17 protein-coding genes and 1 tRNA gene are annotated in these 17,252 nt (G+C 71.1%); 2 read left to right on the forward strand and 16 right to left on the reverse strand.

The genetic code is table 11. The features are described from left to right. Window positions 1-32 precede the first annotated feature (32 nt). Window positions 33-1,949, reverse strand: coding sequence for a potassium transporter Kup (locus tag ACOFKS_RS08570; RefSeq protein ID WP_419808822.1), 1,917 nt, complete (start codon window positions 1,947-1,949; stop codon window positions 33-35). Window positions 1,950-2,091: 142 nt separating this feature from the next. Between ACOFKS_RS08570 and ald the strand changes: the two genes are divergently transcribed. Further along, the gene (gene ald, locus ACOFKS_RS08575) at window positions 2,092-3,198 is read left to right on the forward strand and encodes an alanine dehydrogenase (RefSeq protein WP_419808823.1); all 1,107 of its coding nucleotides are present in this window, start codon (window positions 2,092-2,094) and stop codon (window positions 3,196-3,198) included. Between the two features lie 61 nt (window positions 3,199-3,259). After that, entirely contained in the window at window positions 3,260-3,490 is a 231-nt protein-coding gene (locus tag ACOFKS_RS08580) for a DUF3072 domain-containing protein (RefSeq protein ID WP_419808824.1), read from the forward strand. A 96-nt stretch (window positions 3,491-3,586) separates the two neighbouring features. On the opposite strand, the gene ACOFKS_RS08585 is transcribed toward ACOFKS_RS08580, so the two are convergent. The 15 genes from ACOFKS_RS08585 to ACOFKS_RS08655 all read right to left on the reverse strand — a co-directional run bounded on the left by ACOFKS_RS08585 (window position 3,587) and on the right by ACOFKS_RS08655 (window position 17,113). Continuing rightward, entirely contained in the window at window positions 3,587-4,213 is a 627-nt protein-coding gene (locus ACOFKS_RS08585) for a tetratricopeptide repeat protein (protein WP_419808825.1), read from the reverse strand. Between the two features lie 137 nt (window positions 4,214-4,350). Continuing rightward, window positions 4,351-5,400 carry a Glu/Leu/Phe/Val family dehydrogenase gene (locus ACOFKS_RS08590; RefSeq protein WP_419808826.1) on the reverse strand — a complete coding sequence of 350 codons (1,050 nt, stop codon included), beginning with the start codon at window positions 5,398-5,400 and terminating at the stop codon, window positions 4,351-4,353. 24 nt (window positions 5,401-5,424) lie between these two features. Beyond that, window positions 5,425-5,501 (reverse strand) — tRNA-His (locus ACOFKS_RS08595). 114 nt (window positions 5,502-5,615) lie between these two features. Further along, entirely contained in the window at window positions 5,616-6,329 is a 714-nt protein-coding gene (gene gspN, locus ACOFKS_RS08600) for a type II secretion system protein N (protein ID WP_419808827.1), read from the reverse strand. Continuing rightward, on the reverse strand, window positions 6,326-6,793 hold the full coding sequence (gene gspM / locus ACOFKS_RS08605; protein ID WP_419808828.1) for a type II secretion system protein GspM: 468 nt from the start codon (window positions 6,791-6,793) through the stop codon (window positions 6,326-6,328). The genes gspN and gspM overlap by 4 nt, the downstream gene beginning before the upstream one ends. Then, a complete protein-coding gene (gene gspL, locus ACOFKS_RS08610; RefSeq protein WP_419808829.1) occupies window positions 6,790-7,872 on the reverse strand; it encodes a type II secretion system protein GspL in 1,083 nt (360 codons plus the stop codon). Before gspL ends, gspM begins: the two co-directional genes overlap by 4 nt. Beyond that, entirely contained in the window at window positions 7,869-8,837 is a 969-nt protein-coding gene (gene gspK, locus ACOFKS_RS08615; RefSeq protein WP_419808830.1) for a type II secretion system minor pseudopilin GspK, read from the reverse strand. The genes gspL and gspK overlap by 4 nt, the downstream gene beginning before the upstream one ends. Continuing rightward, the gene (gspJ, locus tag ACOFKS_RS08620) at window positions 8,834-9,586 is read right to left on the reverse strand and encodes a type II secretion system minor pseudopilin GspJ (protein ID WP_419808831.1); all 753 of its coding nucleotides are present in this window, start codon (window positions 9,584-9,586) and stop codon (window positions 8,834-8,836) included. Before gspJ ends, gspK begins: the two co-directional genes overlap by 4 nt. Continuing rightward, the gene (gene gspI, locus ACOFKS_RS08625; RefSeq protein WP_419808832.1) at window positions 9,583-9,972 is read right to left on the reverse strand and encodes a type II secretion system minor pseudopilin GspI; all 390 of its coding nucleotides are present in this window, start codon (window positions 9,970-9,972) and stop codon (window positions 9,583-9,585) included. The genes gspJ and gspI overlap by 4 nt, the downstream gene beginning before the upstream one ends. 10 nt (window positions 9,973-9,982) lie before the next feature. Continuing rightward, entirely contained in the window at window positions 9,983-10,615 is a 633-nt protein-coding gene (locus tag ACOFKS_RS08630; protein WP_419808833.1) for a GspH/FimT family pseudopilin, read from the reverse strand. Then, entirely contained in the window at window positions 10,530-10,910 is a 381-nt protein-coding gene (gspG, locus tag ACOFKS_RS08635; RefSeq protein ID WP_419809278.1) for a type II secretion system major pseudopilin GspG, read from the reverse strand. Before gspG ends, ACOFKS_RS08630 begins: the two co-directional genes overlap by 86 nt. 152 nt (window positions 10,911-11,062) lie before the next feature. Further along, on the reverse strand, window positions 11,063-12,289 hold the full coding sequence (gspF, locus tag ACOFKS_RS08640) for a type II secretion system inner membrane protein GspF (protein WP_419808834.1): 1,227 nt from the start codon (window positions 12,287-12,289) through the stop codon (window positions 11,063-11,065). Then, window positions 12,282-13,940: a GspE/PulE family protein gene (locus ACOFKS_RS08645; protein ID WP_419808835.1), complete on the reverse strand. Its 1,659-nt coding sequence runs from the start codon at window positions 13,938-13,940 to the stop codon at window positions 12,282-12,284. The genes gspF and ACOFKS_RS08645 overlap by 8 nt, the downstream gene beginning before the upstream one ends. A 126-nt stretch (window positions 13,941-14,066) precedes the next feature. After that, the gene (gene gspD, locus ACOFKS_RS08650) at window positions 14,067-16,292 is read right to left on the reverse strand and encodes a type II secretion system secretin GspD (RefSeq protein WP_419808836.1); all 2,226 of its coding nucleotides are present in this window, start codon (window positions 16,290-16,292) and stop codon (window positions 14,067-14,069) included. Continuing rightward, a complete protein-coding gene (locus ACOFKS_RS08655; RefSeq protein ID WP_419808837.1) occupies window positions 16,289-17,113 on the reverse strand; it encodes a type II secretion system protein N in 825 nt (274 codons plus the stop codon). The genes gspD and ACOFKS_RS08655 overlap by 4 nt, the downstream gene beginning before the upstream one ends. Window positions 17,114-17,252 lie beyond the last annotated feature (139 nt).

Consider the following 17,252-nt stretch of genomic DNA (forward strand, 5'->3'; position numbering starts at 1 on the left):
CGCGGCAGCGCGGACGTGGCAAGCGTCCGCGATCAGATTTCGATTTGCGATCCCAGCTCGACAACACGGTTGGTCGGCAGGCGGAAGAACTCCATCGCCGACTCCGCGTTCCGCAGCATCCAGGCGAACAGCTTTTCGCGCCAGATCATCATCCCCGGCCGATCCGACGGCAACAGCGTCTGCCGCGACAGGAAGAAGCTGGTGTCCATCATCCGGAACTGCGCGCCGCAGGCGTCGACGGTCTTCAGCGCCGACGGCACATCGGCCTCCTCCATGAAGCCGAAGCGCAGCACGACGCGGTGGAACCCCTGACCCAGCACCTCGTGCCGCGCGCGCGCTTCCTCGGGCCAATAGGGCTGATCGACGATCTTGACCGTCAGCAGGATGATTCGTTCGTGCAGCACCTTGTTGTGCTTCATGTTGTGCAACAGCGCGTGCGGCACGCCCTCTGCGGTCGAGGTCATGAACACCGCCGTTCCCGGCACGCGCGATGCGGACGTCGCGGCGGAACTGATGAAGATCTTGATCGGCATCGCCGCCTCGCGCAACCGGTCGATCATCAGCTGCCGGCCCTTGGACCAGGTGGTCAGCATCGTGAACGCTACTGACGCGATCAACAGCGGGAACCAGCCGCCGTCTGGCACCTTGGTCAGGTTGGACGCGAAATAGAGCGTGTCGATCGCGAAGAACACGGTCAGCGCCGGCACCGCGATCCACGCCGGCCAGTTCCAGACGCGGAACACCAGCACCGTCAGCATACAGGTGGTGATGAACATCGTGCCCGTCACCGCGATGCCATAGGCCGCCGCCAGGTTCGACGACTCGCCGAAGGTGAGCACCAGCAGCATGACCATGATCATCAGCGCCCAGTTCACCGAGCCGACATAGATCTGTCCCCGTGCCTTCGCGCTGGTATGCTCGATCTTGAACCGCGGCATCAATCCGAGCTGGACGCCCTGCTGGATGACCGAGAACGCACCGGTGATGACCGCCTGGCTGGCGATCACCGTCGCGACGGTGGCGAGCACCACCAGCGGCAATCGCCACGCCTCGCTGGCCATCATGAAGAACGGGTTCTGAACCGCGGCCGGCGTTTCGAGCAGCAGCGCGGCCTGCCCGGCGTAGTTGAGCAACAGCGCGGGAAAGACCAGCCACACCCAGGCGGCCTGGATCGGCCGGCGGCCGAAATGACCCATGTCGGCGTACAGCGCCTCCGCTCCGGTCAGCGCCAGCACCACGGAGCCGAGCGCCAGAAAGGCGAGCGCGGGATCATGCTCGACGAAACGCCACGCCCAGATCGGGTTCGCCGCCGCCAGTATCTCCGGCCGGTCGACGATGCTGAGCACGCCCAAAACCGCCAGCGTGCAGAAATAGACGACCATGATCGGGCCGAAGAAGCGCCCGATCGTATCGGTCCCGCGCGACTGGATGACGAACAGCCCGATCAGGATCGCCACCGAGATCGGCAGCACCCACGGCCCGAACCCCGCCTCCACCACCACCAGGCCCTCGACGGCGGAGAGGACGGAGATGGCTGGCGTAATCATGCAGTCGCCGAAGAACAGCGCGGTCGCCAGTACGCCCAGCATGATGAGACCTCGCGACCAGCGCCCGGTGCCGGTGCGCCGCTGGATCATCGCCAGCAGCGCCAGGCTGCCGCCCTCGCCGCGATTGTCGGCGCGCAGGATGATGAAGATGTATTTGATCGTGACCACGATCACCAGCGACCAGAACACCAGGCTGAGCACGCCGAAGATGTGCAGGGGATCGACGGCCAGCTTGTGGTGGCCGATGAACACCTCCTTCATCGCGTAGAGCGGGCTGGTGCCGATGTCGCCATAGCACACCCCCACCGCGCCGAGCGCCAGCTTGCCGAGACTGCCCTGGATGTGGTGCTCGCCTTCCTCGCCGTCATCGGGCAGGGAGGCGGCAACGGTCTCGCTGGTCATGCTGGTCGAAACCGAGCCTTTCAGTGCCCGGTGAGATGCCGGACAGCGCGCGCCGGTAGCACCTGCGGCGGGACCGTGCAATCGAGACAAGACGGCGCGGGGAGCCTATGGCCGGCACAGGACAATCAAGAGGAACCACGACATGAAGATCGGCGTCCCCAAGGAGATCAAGAACCACGAATACCGCGTCGGCCTGACCCCGTCCTCGGTCGCCGAGCTGGTCGCGGCGGGTCACGAGGTGGTGGTCGAGACGCAGGCGGGGATTGGGATCGATTTCGAGGATGCGGACTATCAGGCGGTCGGCGCGACGATCCTGCCGGACGCGCCCGCGGTGTTCGGCGCCGCCGAAATGATCGTCAAGGTGAAGGAGCCGCAGGCGCGCGAGATCGCGCTGCTGGAGTCGCGCCATGTGCTCTTCACCTACCTCCACCTCGCCGCCGACAAGCCGCAGGCCGAAGGGCTGATGAAGTCGGGCGCGACCTGCATCGCGTACGAGACGGTGACCGCACCGGGCGGCGGCCTGCCGTTGCTGAAGCCGATGAGCGAGGTCGCGGGGCGGATGTCGGTGCAGGTCGGCGCGCATTATCTGGAAAAGGAGCAGGGCGGGCGCGGCGTGTTGCTGGGCGGCGTTCCCGGCGTCGCGCCGGCGCGGGTCGCGATCCTGGGTGGCGGCATCTCCGGCATCAACGCCGCGCAGATGGCGGTGGGCATGCGCGCCGACGTCACGATCTATGACATCAACATGAGCCGGCTGGCCGAGCTGGACATGTTCTTCTCGTCGCAGATCAAGACCGCCTATGCATCCAAGGCGGCGATCGCGGCGGCGGTGGAGCGCGCGCACCTCGTCATCGGCGCGGTGCTGGTCCCCGGCGCCGCCGCGCCGAAGCTGGTGACGCGCGAGATGCTGAAGTCGATGAAGCGCGGGTCGGTGCTGGTCGACATAGCGATCGACCAGGGCGGCTGTTTCGAGACCAGCCACGCTACCACCCATGACGACCCGGTGTTCGAGGTCGACGGCGTGATCCATTATTGCGTCGCCAACATGCCCGGCGCGGTGGCACGGACCAGCACCTTCGCGCTCAACAACGCGACGCTGCCGTTCGCGGTCAAGCTGGCGAACCTGGGCGCGGAGGGGGCGATGAGGACCGATCCGCACCTGGCGGCGGGTCTCAACGTCTATCGGGGCAAGATCGCCTATCAGGCGGTCGCCGATGATCTGGGTCTACCGTTCGAGGCGTGGTCCGGCTGACGCGCCGATCCGGGGAACGGATAAGGAACACGCTCGTTGTCGGCCATGAAGGAGTTTCATCATGGCCGACACCGAAAACCCCAAGACCCACCCGACCTCCAATGCGGTCAAGGACCCCGACGACTGGACGACCGGCGGCGAGCCGATGACCGGCGCGCAGGCGAGCTATCTCAAGACGCTGTCGGAAGAGGCGCACGAGGAGTTCCCCGAGGATCTCAACAAGGCCGATGCCTCGAAGAAGATCGACGAGCTGCAAGGCAAGACCGGTCGCGGCGAGCAGGACGACCGGTAGCCCGTCATCCCGGCCTTGAGCCGGGATCCCGCTTCTTCTTCCGTCACGAGAAGAGACGGGGCGCCGGCTCAGGCCGGGGTGACGGCGGTCTTCTGCCTACCGGCCCGCCTGCGCCAGATACGTATCCAGCAACACCAGCCGTGCCGCGATCTGCACGCGATATCCCGTCCCCGCCGGGCTCAATGCCACCGCCCGCGCCCACAACGGCCGCGCCGCCGCGAACTCGCCCGCACGGATATGCGCGAGCCCCAGGAAGAAATAAGGCGCCGGATGCTCCGGGCCGAGCCGCAGCGCCTGTCGGAACGCGAACAGCGACGGCGGCGACACGCGGTCGCCGTCATGCGCCACCAGCGTGTTGCCAAGCGCCACCCACAGCAACAGATTGTCCGGATACCGCCTGATCCCGCCCAGCACCGCCTGCACCGCCGCGCGCTTCTCGCCGATGCGGGTCATCGCGTCGGCGGCGACGACATAGGCGCCCTGCGCGGTCCAGTGGCCCAGCATCTGATCGCGCAACGCGATCAGCCCGGGATCGGCGGGGTCGGTCGTCAGGTCGGCACGCGGCGCCTGCCCGGGCAACGCCGGACTGCCCTGGAGTGCATAGCCCGTCGCCCCGATCATCAACGCCGCGCCCGCCAGCGACCATAACGGCCGCCGCAGCCCGAGCACCACCAGCGCGGCGAACGCCGCACCGCCGATAAGGAACAGCGTCAACCAGCCCATGGGGGTGCTGCCTGGATCATCGGCGACGACTACCCGCTTCGGACGGAGCCGTCACCCTGACGATGCTGAACGTCACCGATTACAGAAGCCGGTTGGGCTGGCGCGTCTCGCCCGCAGCCATCCTGCCGGCGCGCGTGCTAGCGCCCGATCAGTCGCTTCGCGATCGAGTCCGCCACGTCCGACGCCGGCGCGCCCGTCCGCTCGCTCTCGTCCCACACCTCGACCAGCCGCGCCGGGATGCGCGCGATGCGGGCCTTGACCTCCGCTTCGTCGCCCTGCCCCAGATATTCCAGCCCGACATTGATGATGCCGCCCGCGTTGATGACGTAATCGGGCGCGTAGAGGATGCCGCGTTCGTGCAGCCGCCGACCGTCCTCGCGCACCGCGAGCTGGTTGTTGGCACCGCCCGCCACCGCCTTCGCGCGCAATGCCGCGATCGACCGCTCGGTCAGGATCGCGCCGAGCGCATTGGGGCTGACGATGTCGACGTCCGCCGCGAGCACCGCCTCGGTCGCGATCGTGGCCGCGCCCAGTTCCGCCGCCAGCGCCTCGGCGCGCGTGGTGTCGACATCGGCGAGCGTCAGCACCGCGCCGTCCTTCGCCAGCAGTCGCGCAGTGCCGCCGCCGACCGAGCCGACGCCCTGGAGCGCGACGCGCACGCCCTTCATGTCGTCGGTGCCGAGCGCGCGCTTCGCCGCCGCCCTGACGCCGAGATACACGCCCATCGCGGTGTACGGCCCCGGATCGCCGCCCGCCGCGCCCTCGCCCACCGGCAGGCCGGAAACGTGGCGCGTCTCGCCCGCGATCACCTTCATCCGGGCTTCGGACATGCCGACGTCCTCGGCGGTCACATAGCGCCCGGCGAGCGACTCGACCGCGCGGCCGAACGCCTTGAGCTGATCGTCGCTGATCGTCGCGCCCGGCCGATCGGCGAGGACCACGCCCTTGCCCCCGCCCATCGGCAGCGCCGCCATCGCGTTCTTGAAACTCATGCCGCGCGACAGGCGCAGCGCGTCGACAATCGCCTCGCGCGGGTCGGCATAATGCCAGAAGCGCACGCCCCCCGCCGCCGGCCCGAGCGCGGTCGAATGCACCGCGATCACCGCCCTCAGCCCGGAGGCGGGGTCGGTGAACAGGTGCACGGCCTCGTGGTCGTCGAAATCGGGAAAGCCCCAACCGGCGGTCATAACGCTCTCTCGTCGGAGGAATGGTGGGGCGACCGACGGGACTTGAACCCGCAACTTCCGGCATCACAAGCCGACGCTCTAACCAATTGAACTACGGTCGCCGTGCGCGCCAGCGCCCTACGGCGAAGCCGGCACGCGCGCAAGGCCGTTGCGCGCGAGACCGGCCAGCCCGGCCGGCGGCAGCGCAGCTGCTACCCGCGGCGTCACGCCCGTGCCTAGAACCGCCCCTCCACCGCCAGGCGATAGCCCTGCGCCCCGCCGACGAACCCCGCCCGCTCCAGCCGCACCGCCACCGTCGGATCCATCGCCCTGAGCGCGAACTCGACGCGATAGCGACCGTCGCCGAACACGCGCAGCGTCGCGGTCTCCGTCCCCGCCGCGCTGGCGAGCGGCAGCAGCAGCGCCCCCGCCTCGCATCGCGCCGGCCCGCTCAGCACCGGCGGCAGCGGCACGCCCGCCGCCTCGCCGGCCAGCGTCACGCGGACGCGGCCGTCGGCCGTCTCGCACTGTCCGTCGCGGAAATGGACGCTGGTGTCGTCGAGGTCTAGCGCGGTGACCGGCAAGGGCGCGAACAGCTGCCCGGTCAAAAGGCTTGCGGTCATGTCGTCGACGGCGAAGCCGTGCCGCCCCACCGTCAGCGCCCCGTGCAGCGGCCGGACACCGTCGCCGTCCAGCTCGACCCGCGCGCGACCGATCAGCAGCGGCCAAAAGGCGAGCCGCGCCTTGGCATCCCCCAGCGCGACGTCGCCGAACCGCGCCTCGACCAGCCGCCCGCCCCACAGGCTGCCCGTCACCTGCCGCGCCGTCAGCCCCAGCTCGCCCACACCCGCGACGCCGAGCACGAGGCGCAACGGCACCAGCGCCAGCAGGCACACCGCCAGCATCGCCCCGAACAGCGCCACGCGCCCGGTCGCCAGCCGCACCCTCACTGCGCGCGCCGCTTCAGCGTCAATTGCACGCCGACCGTGCGGTCGCCCTTGTCGGTCAGCGCGACGGCGTCGACCAGGATGCCCGCATTCTCCAGCCGCGCCAGCCACGGCACCAGCGCCGCCGGCCGCGCGCCTGCGATACCGACGCGGACGCGGTCGGCGCCGTCCTCCTCCAGGCTGGCGACCGCGAAGCCCGCGTCCGCCGCGCGCGCGCGCACCGTGTCGGCGAAGGTGCCGGTCAGCGGCGCGGGCCGCTGGCGCTGAATGTCGCGGATCGCGCTCACCGCCGCCTGCGTCCGCCCCAGCCGGATCACCGCATCGGCATGGCGCTGCCGCTCCGACGACAGCCCGTCACCGAGCGGCCGGATCACGGCGACCCAGATCAGCGTCAGCGCCAGCAGCGCGAGCATCCCCACGATCAGCCGCTTCTCGCGCAGCGAGCGCCCGTTGAACCACGCCGTCATGGAACGCGCACCGTCATGTCGCCGGTGACGCGGCCGTTCGCCGAGGTGAAGGTGCTGGCATCGACGACGAAGCCCGCCCGCTCGATCGCACGCTTGAGGTCGGTCGGCAGCGATTCGCGTGCCGCGGCGACCGATAGCTTGAGGTTGCCGTTGGGCTGAAAATCGAGGCCGGTGACCTCGGTGCCGGGCGTCGCGCGCACGGCGGCGAAGACGGCGGCGGCCATGCCGGTGAAGCCCAGCCCCGGCCCGCGCACCGCGCCCAATCGCTCGACCAGCTGACGATCGGCGTCGGTGACGGTCTCGCCGCGCGGCAGGCCCGTGGCGGCGAGCGCGTCGGCCTGCGCCTCCAGCGAGTCGGCGGCGACGCTGTATTTGACGATCCGGACCAGCCCGATCGCCAGCGTCACGCCGACGATCGCCAACGCCAGCACCGCCGATCGCCGGATCAGCGCCCAGTCCAGCCCCTGCCGCCGCCGCCGCGCGAACGGCCCTTGCCGCAGGTCCAGCACCGGCGTCGCCACCGCCGCCGCGAACGCCTGATCCAGCTCGTCGCGGCCGATCGTGCGCGGCACCGCGCCGCCGGTCACCAGCTCGGTCAGCCGCGCCTCGTCGGCGAAACCGCTGGTCGACCCGCGCACCACGCCCGCGCCACCCAGCTCGGCGCGGACCCAGCCCTCTTCCGGACGCGGCAGCAGCAGCGGCGCGGGCACCAGCGCGGCACGGTCCAGCCCCGCCGCCGCCAGCTCGCTCAGCCAGCCCTGCATCGCGACGGCATCCACCACCGCGATCGGACGCTCGTCACCCGCCTCGTCCCCAACCGCGACGTGCAGCTCGGTCGCGGGCACCGCGCTCGCCTCCGCCACCAGGATGCGCGCCGCCGCCGCCGCCTGCGCCGGCGTGCGCGACGGCAGCGCCGCCCAGTGCAGCGTCACCGCCTCGGCCGGCGCGACCGCGATCAGCGCATCGTCGTCGACCGGCGGCGGCACGCCGACGCCCTCCACGACCCGACGCGCCGCGTCGAGACGCCACCAGCGCCAGTCGGCCTCTCGGGAGGGCAGGAAGACGAGGGTGGCGGTCACTCCTCCCCCCATTGCCGCGCCACGAGCCGCGCGGGAAGCCTTCGCGCGTCGATCGTCGCGGTCTCGTGCAATTCGGTCGTGCCCAGCGTCACGTCGACGGTCAGCGCGAACCAAGTCGTGGTCACGCCGGCCTGCCCTCCCCCGAGCGTCAGGCCGCTCGCGGTCTGGAACGCACCGACGTCGCGCCAGCCGAGCGCCGGCCGCCGCAACAGCGCGCCCTGCACTGCGTCGACGCCGACGCCGTCGGGCGCGAGCATCGCCAGCAACGGCGCCTGCTCGGGCGCGAGCGTGTTGACGTTGATCGGCGCGGGCGTGGCCATCGGGAGCGTACACAGCCACGGCCGCAGCTGCGCGTAGAGGTCGGGCGTCACGCCCGCGACCGCGCGCAACTCGCTCGGGTCCGCCATCAGCGTGCCGCCCGTGCGATAGCCGGGGTCCTGGCGCAGATAGCGCTCGTCCTCCGCGCCGTTCGCCTGTCGGTCCGCGTCGGTGTCGATCCAGTCGGACGCACTCGCCGCCACCTGCGCCGCGGTCTGGGTCGGCACCGTCAACAGCCGCATCAGTCGGGCGAACTGGTCGACCGCGGTCGGGTTGGCGACATAGGCGCGATCACTCGTCCGGGTGACCAGCCCGTTCAGGTTGAAGCAGTTGCCGCCGTCGCGCACCCGCGCCACCGCCGCGCCGCCGGGCAGCGGCAGCGCGAACGGCACGCCGCTCCAGCCGCCGACCAGGCTGACATGGCCGGGATCGGCGCGCAGCAGCGTCGAGATCCGCTGCGTCGCCAGCACCTCGGCTGCCTCGGCATAGCTGCGCGCCTGCTCGATCCCGCCCGCGTTCGCCGCCAGCCGCGTCGCCAGCCGCAGCCGCTCCAGCGCCTGTCCCGCGATCACCGCGATCAACGCGACGAGCAACAGCACGGTGAGCAGCGCCGCACCTCGCTCGCGCTTCGGGACACGATCGGTCACGGAGCCCCCGGCGTCGGTGTCGGCGTCGGCGTGGGGCCGGGCGGCGGTGGCGCATAGCCGGTGCCGACCAGGAACATCTGGCGATACGCGATCCCATCGACGCGCGTCAGCCGCAGCTCGACCGCCTGCGGCAGCGGCACGCCGGTAGCACCGTCCCACCGGTCGCTCCACGCGCCGCGATAGCGATAGCGCAGCGTCATCGCCGCCACCCGATCGAGCAACGGCGCGGCCGGCAGCGGTGCGGCGCCGTCGAGGCGCGGCCACGCGATCCGCTGCAACACCCCGCCCGACAGCTGATAGGCGACGCGCTGCACCCCCGCGCGCGGCTGCGCGTCCAGATTGGTCCAGCCGCCGCGCGCCAGCCGGAGCATCGGCTGCGCGCCGCTGCCCGCCTCGCCCACGAACGCAGGCAGCGACGCCCCGCCCGCATCCCGTACCGGCCGGTCGCTCGCCTGCGCCAGATCGACCGACAGGATGCCGAACGTCCGCTGCAACGCGCCGAGATCGTCCAGCTTGCGGTTCGCCGCCGCCTGCGCCCGGACGCTGAACGACAGCAGCGCGACCCCGGCACTGGCGAGGATCGCGAAGATCAGCAGCGCGACCATCACCTCGACGAGGGTGAAGCCACCCTCTTGCGGGGTCGTCGCGCGGGAGGGTGCCCCCGCGCAGGCGGGAGCCGAGCGACGCGAACGCGATGCTCGCCGCCGCCGGGCACCCGCCTCCACGAGAGAACCGTCGCGGCGGGTCACTGCCCCTCCGCCGTCGGCGGCCGCACCATCGTCGCCTGGCCAACCACCTGGCCATTGGGCGCCGCAACCGCGACCTCGACCCGGACGATGCGCGGGTCGCCGGTCGGCACCACCAGCCGCGTCCAGCGCCAGGTCTGGCCGCCATTGACCTCCGTGCCCGCGCCCCGGCCGAGCGTCGGCACCTGCGCGTCGGTCACCGCCTCCAGCGCGATGGTGCGCGCGACCATCGTCGCCACCATCGTCCGGTCGACGGTCACGATCCCGCGCACGCTCGCCGACTCGAGCCGGATCAGCGCCAGCGCCGCGAGGCTGAACACCGCCAGCGCGACCAGGATCTCGATCAGCGTGAAGCCGCCCTCGCGCGCATTGCCGGTGCGAGCGGGCATGCCCGGCCGATTATTGGGCATCGGCGCGCACGCTGCCGTCGGCGCCGACGCGGACCAGCATCGCCTGCCCGCCCCGTGCGAGGCGGATGTCGGCGGCGCGATCGGGCAGGCCCGTCGGATCGAAGACGATGCGCGCGCGGCCGCTCGTGTCGCCGGCGTCCGCGCGCGTACCCTCCGCCCAGCGCTCGACCCGCGCGCCGCGGTCCGCCGCCGGCACCCAGCGACCGCCGACCCGCCGGTCGAAGCCATAGCCGCCCGCCGTCACCCACAGACTCATCGGCGATCCCGCGATCACCGCCCCGTCACGCGCCGCCTTGACCCGCGTCGCGAAACGCAACGCCTCGTCGCGCACCCGCCCGCCGGGGGTGGGCATCGCCCACAGCGTCACCGACGCCATCAGCGCGATGACGGTGATCGTCACCATCAGCTCGACAAGCGTGAAGCCGCCCTGCCGCGCGTTGGGCGCGCGGTAGGGCGCCCCCGCGCAGGCGGGGGCCCAGGGCCAAGCAGCGTACCGCCCGCGATCCTGGGTTCCTGCCTTCGCAGGAACACAAACGCTACATCCAGGAGCCGATATCGGCATCGACCCCCTCGCCGCCTTCCTTGCCGTCGCGGCCATAGGTCCAGACGTCGGCCTCGCCATGCTGGCCGGGCGAGGCGTAGAGGTAAGGCTTGCCCCAGGGATCGTTCTCCAGCTTCTTGATGTACCCGCCCGGCTGGTAACGCGACGCATCGACGCCCTGCGGCGCGGTGCGGAGCGCCGTCAGCCCCTGCGCGGTCGTCGGATAGCGATCGAGCTGCAAGCGATAGGTGTCGAGCGCGCCCTCGATCGTCGACAGGTCCGCCTTCGCCCGCACGATCTTCGCCTTGTCGCCCGACGGCAGGACGTTGATGACGACGATCGTCGCGAGCAGGCCGATGATGACGATCACCACCATCAGCTCGACGAGCGTGAAGCCTTCTTCGCGGCGCTTGCGGCGCGAGGGGGCTCCTGCGGAAGCAGGAACCCAGGGCAACGGGCCCTCCGGTTCGTGGTTCTGGGCTCCTGCCTTCGCAGGAGCACGGGTAGGCAGATGACTCATACGACCTCTCATTGCCCCGCCAGCGTGTTGAGCTGCAGGATCGGCAGCAGGATCGATAGCACGATCGTCGCGACGACGCCGCCCATCACCACGATGATCGCCGGCTCCAGCAGCGACAGTGCGGTCGCGGTGAAGCGGTCGAATTCGCGTTCCAGGTAATCGGCCGCGCGCTCCAGCATCTCGTCCAGCCGCCCCGCCGCCTCGCCCGATGCCGCCAGATAGGTCAGCAGCGGTGGGAACACCCCGGTCCGCCGCATCGCCGCCGACAGGCTGCCGCCGGAACGGATCGAATCGGCGATCTCGTCCGACGCCGCCTTCAGGCGCCGGTTGTGGATCGTCGACGCGGTCAGCGTCAGCCCCTCCAGCAGCGGTAGCCGGCTGGCGACCATCGTCGACAGCGTCCGGCTCATCCGCGCCGCGTGCAGGTCGCGCAGCAGCCGCCCGAGCAGCGGCACGCGCAGCAGCCGCGTGTCGAAACGCAGCCGTAACCCCGGATTCCGCAATGCCTGCCAGACGCCGACCCCGGCGACGACGAAGACGAGCAGCAGCAGCCACCAATAGCCGACCAGGAACGCCGATATCGCGATCACCATGCGCGTCAGGAACGGCAGCGCCTGCCCGACCGTATCGAATTGCTCCACCACCTGCGGCACGACGAAGATCATCAGCGCGGTGACCACCCCCATCGCCACGGCCGCGAGGATCGTCGGATAGGCGAGCGCGGTGATGAGCTTGCCGCGGATCTCCGCCTGCCGTTCCAGCAGCTCGGCCAGCCGGTCGAGGATCGTCGGCAGCGACCCCGAACTCTCGCCCGCCGACACCATCGCGCGATACAGCGCCGGGAAACTCTTCGGCTCGCGCGCCATCGCGTCCGCCAGCCGCCGGCCCTCGACGACGCCGGTGTGGACGGTCGCGACGATGTGGCGCACCCCCTCCTGCTCGGTCTGGCGGGTGATTGTGCGGAGCGACTCCTCCAGCGGCGACACGCGGTTGAGCGTCGCCAGCTGCCGCGTGAACAGCGTCAACTGCTTGGTCCGCATCCGCGGGCGCCCCAGCTGCAGGCCGAACAGCGCCCGGCTCGCGGCCGGCGGCGGCGCGCTGCCCGGCTCCAGCTTGACGACATACAGCCGCTGCCGGTCGAGCCGCGCGCGCGCCGCGTCCAGGCTGTCGGCGGCGACATGCCCGCGCTTCTCGGCCCCGCGCGTGTCGATCGCGAGATAGTCGAAATCAGGCATCCACCCGCTTCTTCTTGGCGGCCTTGCCCTCCTTTTTCTTCTTCTGCCCCCACAGGCGCGGCCGGCCGCGATGCGCGTCGGCCGGGCGCGATGCCGTTAGGGCGGCCGGCTCGGCACGGAAATCCGCGTCCTCCTCCGCGAGCTCGGGGTCGGTCGCGTCCCGGCGCGCAACCCGCACCGCCTCCTCCGCCGTCGTCTCGCCCGCGAGCACCAGGTCGCGTGCGGCCTCCGACAGCATCGGCGACCGCGCGAAGCCGTGCGCCGCGATCGCCGCCTCGTCGCCACCCTCGTTGATGAGGCGGCGGATCGTCTCGTCGACGCGGATCGCCTCGAACACGCCCAGCCGTCCCTTGTAGCCCGAGCCGTTGCACTGCGGACAGCCGACCGGCTCGTAGACCTGCGCTTGCCGATCGATTCCCAGCAGCGGCGCCGGCGTGTCGCCCGCGCGCACCGGCCGCTTGCACGCTGGGCACAGCCGCCGCACCAGCCGCTGCGCGATAACCGCGCGCAGCGTGCTCGCCAGCAGGAACGGCTCGACGCGCATGTCGCGCATCCGCGTGATCGCGCCCGCCGCGTCGTTGGTGTGGACCGTCGACAGCACCAGATGCCCGGTCAACGACGCCTGCACCGCGATCTCGGCGGTCTCGCGGTCGCGGATTTCGCCGACCATCACGGTATCCGGGTCCTGGCGCAGGATCGCGCGCAGGCCGGCGGCAAAGGTGAGGCCGACCTTGGGATTGACCTGCGTCTGGCCGATCCCGTCCATCGCGTACTCCACCGGGTCCTCGACCGTCAGGATGTTGCGCGCGCCGTCGTTGAGCAGCCGCAACGCCGCGTAGAGCGTCGTCGTCTTGCCCGATCCGGTCGGGCCGGTGACGAGCACGATGCCGTTGGGCTCCGCGAGCACATCGCGCAGCAGCCGGTTCATCCCCGGCGCCATGCCGATCGCGTCCAGGTCGATGCCGGCATTGTCCTTGTCGAGGATACGCAGCACCACCCGCTCGCCCGCGCGGCTCGGCAGCGTCGACACGCGCACGTCGAGCAGCTTGCCGCCCAGCGTCAGCCCCATGCGCCCGTCCTGCGGCACGCGCCGCTCGGCGATGTCGAGTCGCGCCATCACCTTGACGCGGCTGACGACCACGGAGGCGACGTGCGGCGGCATCCGAAGCGTCTCGCGCAGCACGCCGTCGATCCGCATCCGGATCACGAGGCCGGTGTCGTAGGGCTCGATGTGGATATCCGACACGCCGTTTCGCGCGGCGTCGGCGATGATGCCGTTGATGAGCCGGATCGCAGGCGCGTCGTCGGCGGTGTCGAGCAGGTCCTCCGCGGTCGGCAACCCTTCGGCCAGCGAGTCGAGTTCGTCGCCCATTCCCACCGCCGCCATCGCGGTCGCCTGCCCGTCCATGGCATAGCCGTCGGACAGCAGCCGGTCGAACGCCGGCGGCGAGACCACCTCGATATCGAACGGCCGCGCGAGCACGCGCCGCACCTCGATCAGCGCCTTGGGGTCCGCTCCCTCGCGCAACGCGACGGTCAGGTGACCCTCCGCATCGGTCCGCGCGACGCACACCCCGAACCGGCGCGCGAACAGGTAGGGGAGCGTGACGGCGGGCAGCGTCACTTGCGGCTGGTCGATGACCGTCGCCACGCTGCTATGCCGTCATCCCCGCGAAAGCGGGGACCCCTCCCGTGCGCCGCGTCCCTGCAACGCGGCAATGCTGAGTCGACGTTTGGGAGATGGGTCCCCGCTGTCGCGGGCATGACGGGAAGGACCTCACCGCCGCCGCCTGGGCACTTCGGGCACCGCCTGCTGCACCGGCACCGCGACGCGCGGATCGTCGATGCTGCCGGCCATCGGCGCGCCGGGGATCGGCGGTGCGGCACCGAGATAATCGCGCACCAGCTGGTCGATCGTCGGCTCCTCGCCCGGCCGCTGCGCCCCCTCCTGCGCGCGCAGATAGCCGTAACGCCGCTCCGCCAGGGCGCGGCCGTCCGCCGCGCTGCGCAGGATGGTCGGCCGGATGAAGATCATCAGGTTGGTCTTCGACCGCGTCCGCGCGCGGCTGCGGAACAGGTTGCCCAGCACCGGAATGTCGCCCAGCACCGGAATGCGCTCCAGCGTGCGCCGTTCCTCGTCCGACAACAGCCCGCCGATCACCCCGATCGCGCCGTCGTCCAGCGTCAGTGTCGTCTCGACCTCGCGCTTGTTGAGGATCAGGTCCGAATTGTCGTTGCTCACCGGCCCTGCGATCGAGCTGACCTGAAGGTGCAGCGTCAGCTTGATCGTGCCCGACGAATTGACCTGCGGCCGCACGTCCAGCCCGATGCCGACATTCTCGCGCTGCGTGGTGCGAAAGGCGTTGTCGAAGTTCGACGACAGCGCCTGCCCTGTCGTCACCGGCACCTCCTGCCCGACCAGACTGTGCGCCTCCTGATTGTCGAGCGTCACCAGATGCGGGACCTGGAGCAGGTTGGAGGTGTTGTCGCTCTTCACCGCGTTGATGATGGCGCCGAAGATCGTGCTGCCGATCTGCGCGCCAAAGCCGCCGAAGCCGCCCGACGAGCCCAATATCGACTGGATCGCCGATTGGGTGAGCTGATCCGATCCGGTCGAGTTGTTGGTGATGGTGGTCGTGACGCCGTTCGCGACGGTGGTCGTGGTAGTCCGGCCCAGCTGCCGCGCGCCGATCGCGCCGGCGATCTGAAGGATGTTGGGCGCGGAGTTGCTGAACGTCGACGCCGCGAACGCGCCGCCGCTGGTGTTGCCGAGCAGGAACTGCGCGCCCAGCCGGTTGACCGTGGAGTCGGACACCTCCGCGACGATCGCCTCGACCAGCACCTGCGCGCGCCGGGTGTCGAGCTGGCGGATGACGTCGGCGAGCTGACGCTGGATCTCGGCAGGCGCGGCGATGACGATCGCGTTGGCCCCGGCGAACCGCGTCACGACCGAGGCGCTGCGCCCGCCCTGCGTCGTGATCGCCGCCTGCCCGGAGCCGCTGCCGCCGCCTGACGTCGTCTGCACCGGCGCGGGCGCGGGCTGCGCGATCGCCCCCGTGCTGTTCTGCGTGCCCGTGCCCGAATTGGTGCTGCCGAAACTGGTCCGGGTCAGCGGCTGCGTCGTGATCTGATCGGGTGTCTGCCCGACCAGCTGCTGGAGCACCGGCAGCAACTGCTCGGCGTCCGCATTCTCCAGGAACACGACCTTGATCTGCGTCCCGTTGCGCGCATCGACGTCCAGCTGCTGCGCCACCGCCGCCAGCCGCGACACCGCCGCCGCATCGCCGCGCAACGCGACCGAGTTCGACCCCTCCACCGCGACGATCGACACGCCCGCGCCCGGCGAGACGCCGCCGCCGCCCGCCTGCCCCGACCCGCTCAGCCCCTGCAACGCGGTCGCGATCTCGCGCGCGCTGGCGTTCTTGAGCGCGATGACGCGCGTCGACGCCGCGTCGACATCCAGCCGGCGCAGCACCTCGCGCACGCGGCGGATGTTGTCGGCGAAGTCGACCACCACCAGGCTGTTGCCGGCCCGATTGGCGCTGACGGAACCCTGCTGGCTGACCAGCGGCCGTACCGTATCGAGCGCCGACTGCGCGTCGACCGTCCGCAGCCGGACGATCTCCGTCACGAAGCTGTTGCGGTTGGCACCCGCCACCCCGATCCGGCTCGGCTGCGCGGCGGCGTTGTCGAGCGGCTGGATACGAAGCGCGCCGTTCGCGGTCGGCACCGCGACCAGGTTGTTCGCGCGCAACGTCGACAGGAACACCTCGAAATATTCCGATCGCGACAGCGGCCGGTCGGTGACCACCGTCACCTTGCCCTGGACGCGGCTGTCGATGATGAAGGTGCGCCCGGTGACCCGCGCGGCATCGGCGATGAAGGCGCGGATGTCGGCGTCGCGGACGTTGAGCGTGGTCTGGGCGCCCGCCGGTGCGGCCGGCAGCACGAGGACCGCGGGCGTCGCCGCCAGGATCGCGACCGGGGCGAGGAAGCGCCTCATCGCGCGGGCGCCACGGCTAGAGCCAGCTGGAGCGTCTGAGTCCCGCGCTCGACGGTGATCGGGATATTGCCGCCGCCCTTGAAGTCGACCGCCACCCGGTCGAGGTCGTCCGGCCCCTGCACCGGCCGCGCCGCGATCGCGGTGACGACGTCGCCGTCGCGCAGCCCCGCCTGGCGGAACACCGAACCCGTGCCCTGCGACCGCACCACCAGCCCGGTCAGCCGGCCGCCGTCGATTCGCGGGATAAAGCCGATCTCCTGCCTGATCTGCGACACCGGCACGCCCGAGGCCGCGCCGGGGCTCGGCGGCGACGCGCCGGCGGGGGCCGTGATCGGCGTCGCCTGGCCGCCGCGCGACTGGTCGAGGAACAGGTCCTCCTCCGTGCCGCCGCGATCGAACGTGATATGGTCGAAGAACACCGCCTTGAGCCGCGTGCCCGGCGCCACCTCCTCGCCGACCGCGACCGACCGCTGCACGCCGTCCGGCCCCGCGACGATCGCCGAGCCGCCGCCCTGCGCCTCGTCGATCCGCGTTCCGAACAGCGTCAGTTGCAGCGAGGTCACCGTCGCGGGTGCGCTGTCGCCCTGCAATCGGAAGAACGGGTCGAACGACGCGAGCGCATCGGCGGGCAGCCCCGCCACCACCGGCGCCGCCGGCCGCCAGTCGCCGAGCGGATTGACCGGCGTCACCACGGCCCACACCAGCCGCGCCGACTGCAACGCCAGCCCGGCGAGCAGCAGCAGTTCCATTCCCGAATAGATGTTGACGGCCGGCAGGCGCCGCAAAAGGCGTCGCGCGCGCCCGTCCATGACCAATCGCATGCCTTACCCTTGCCCATAGGCCCAGGGGCTTAGCAAGCCCTTGTTGCCGTCATGCGTCAAGCGGCGCATCTGATGGCCGTGCCGTAATCCTCAGGCGCCTCCCTCGTCGTTCCTGCGGATCGGGCGTTCCTGCTGCAAA

The sequence above is a fragment of the Sphingomonas sp. genome (genome assembly GCF_965200135.1).
Lineage (GTDB): Bacteria > Pseudomonadota > Alphaproteobacteria > Sphingomonadales > Sphingomonadaceae > Sphingomonas.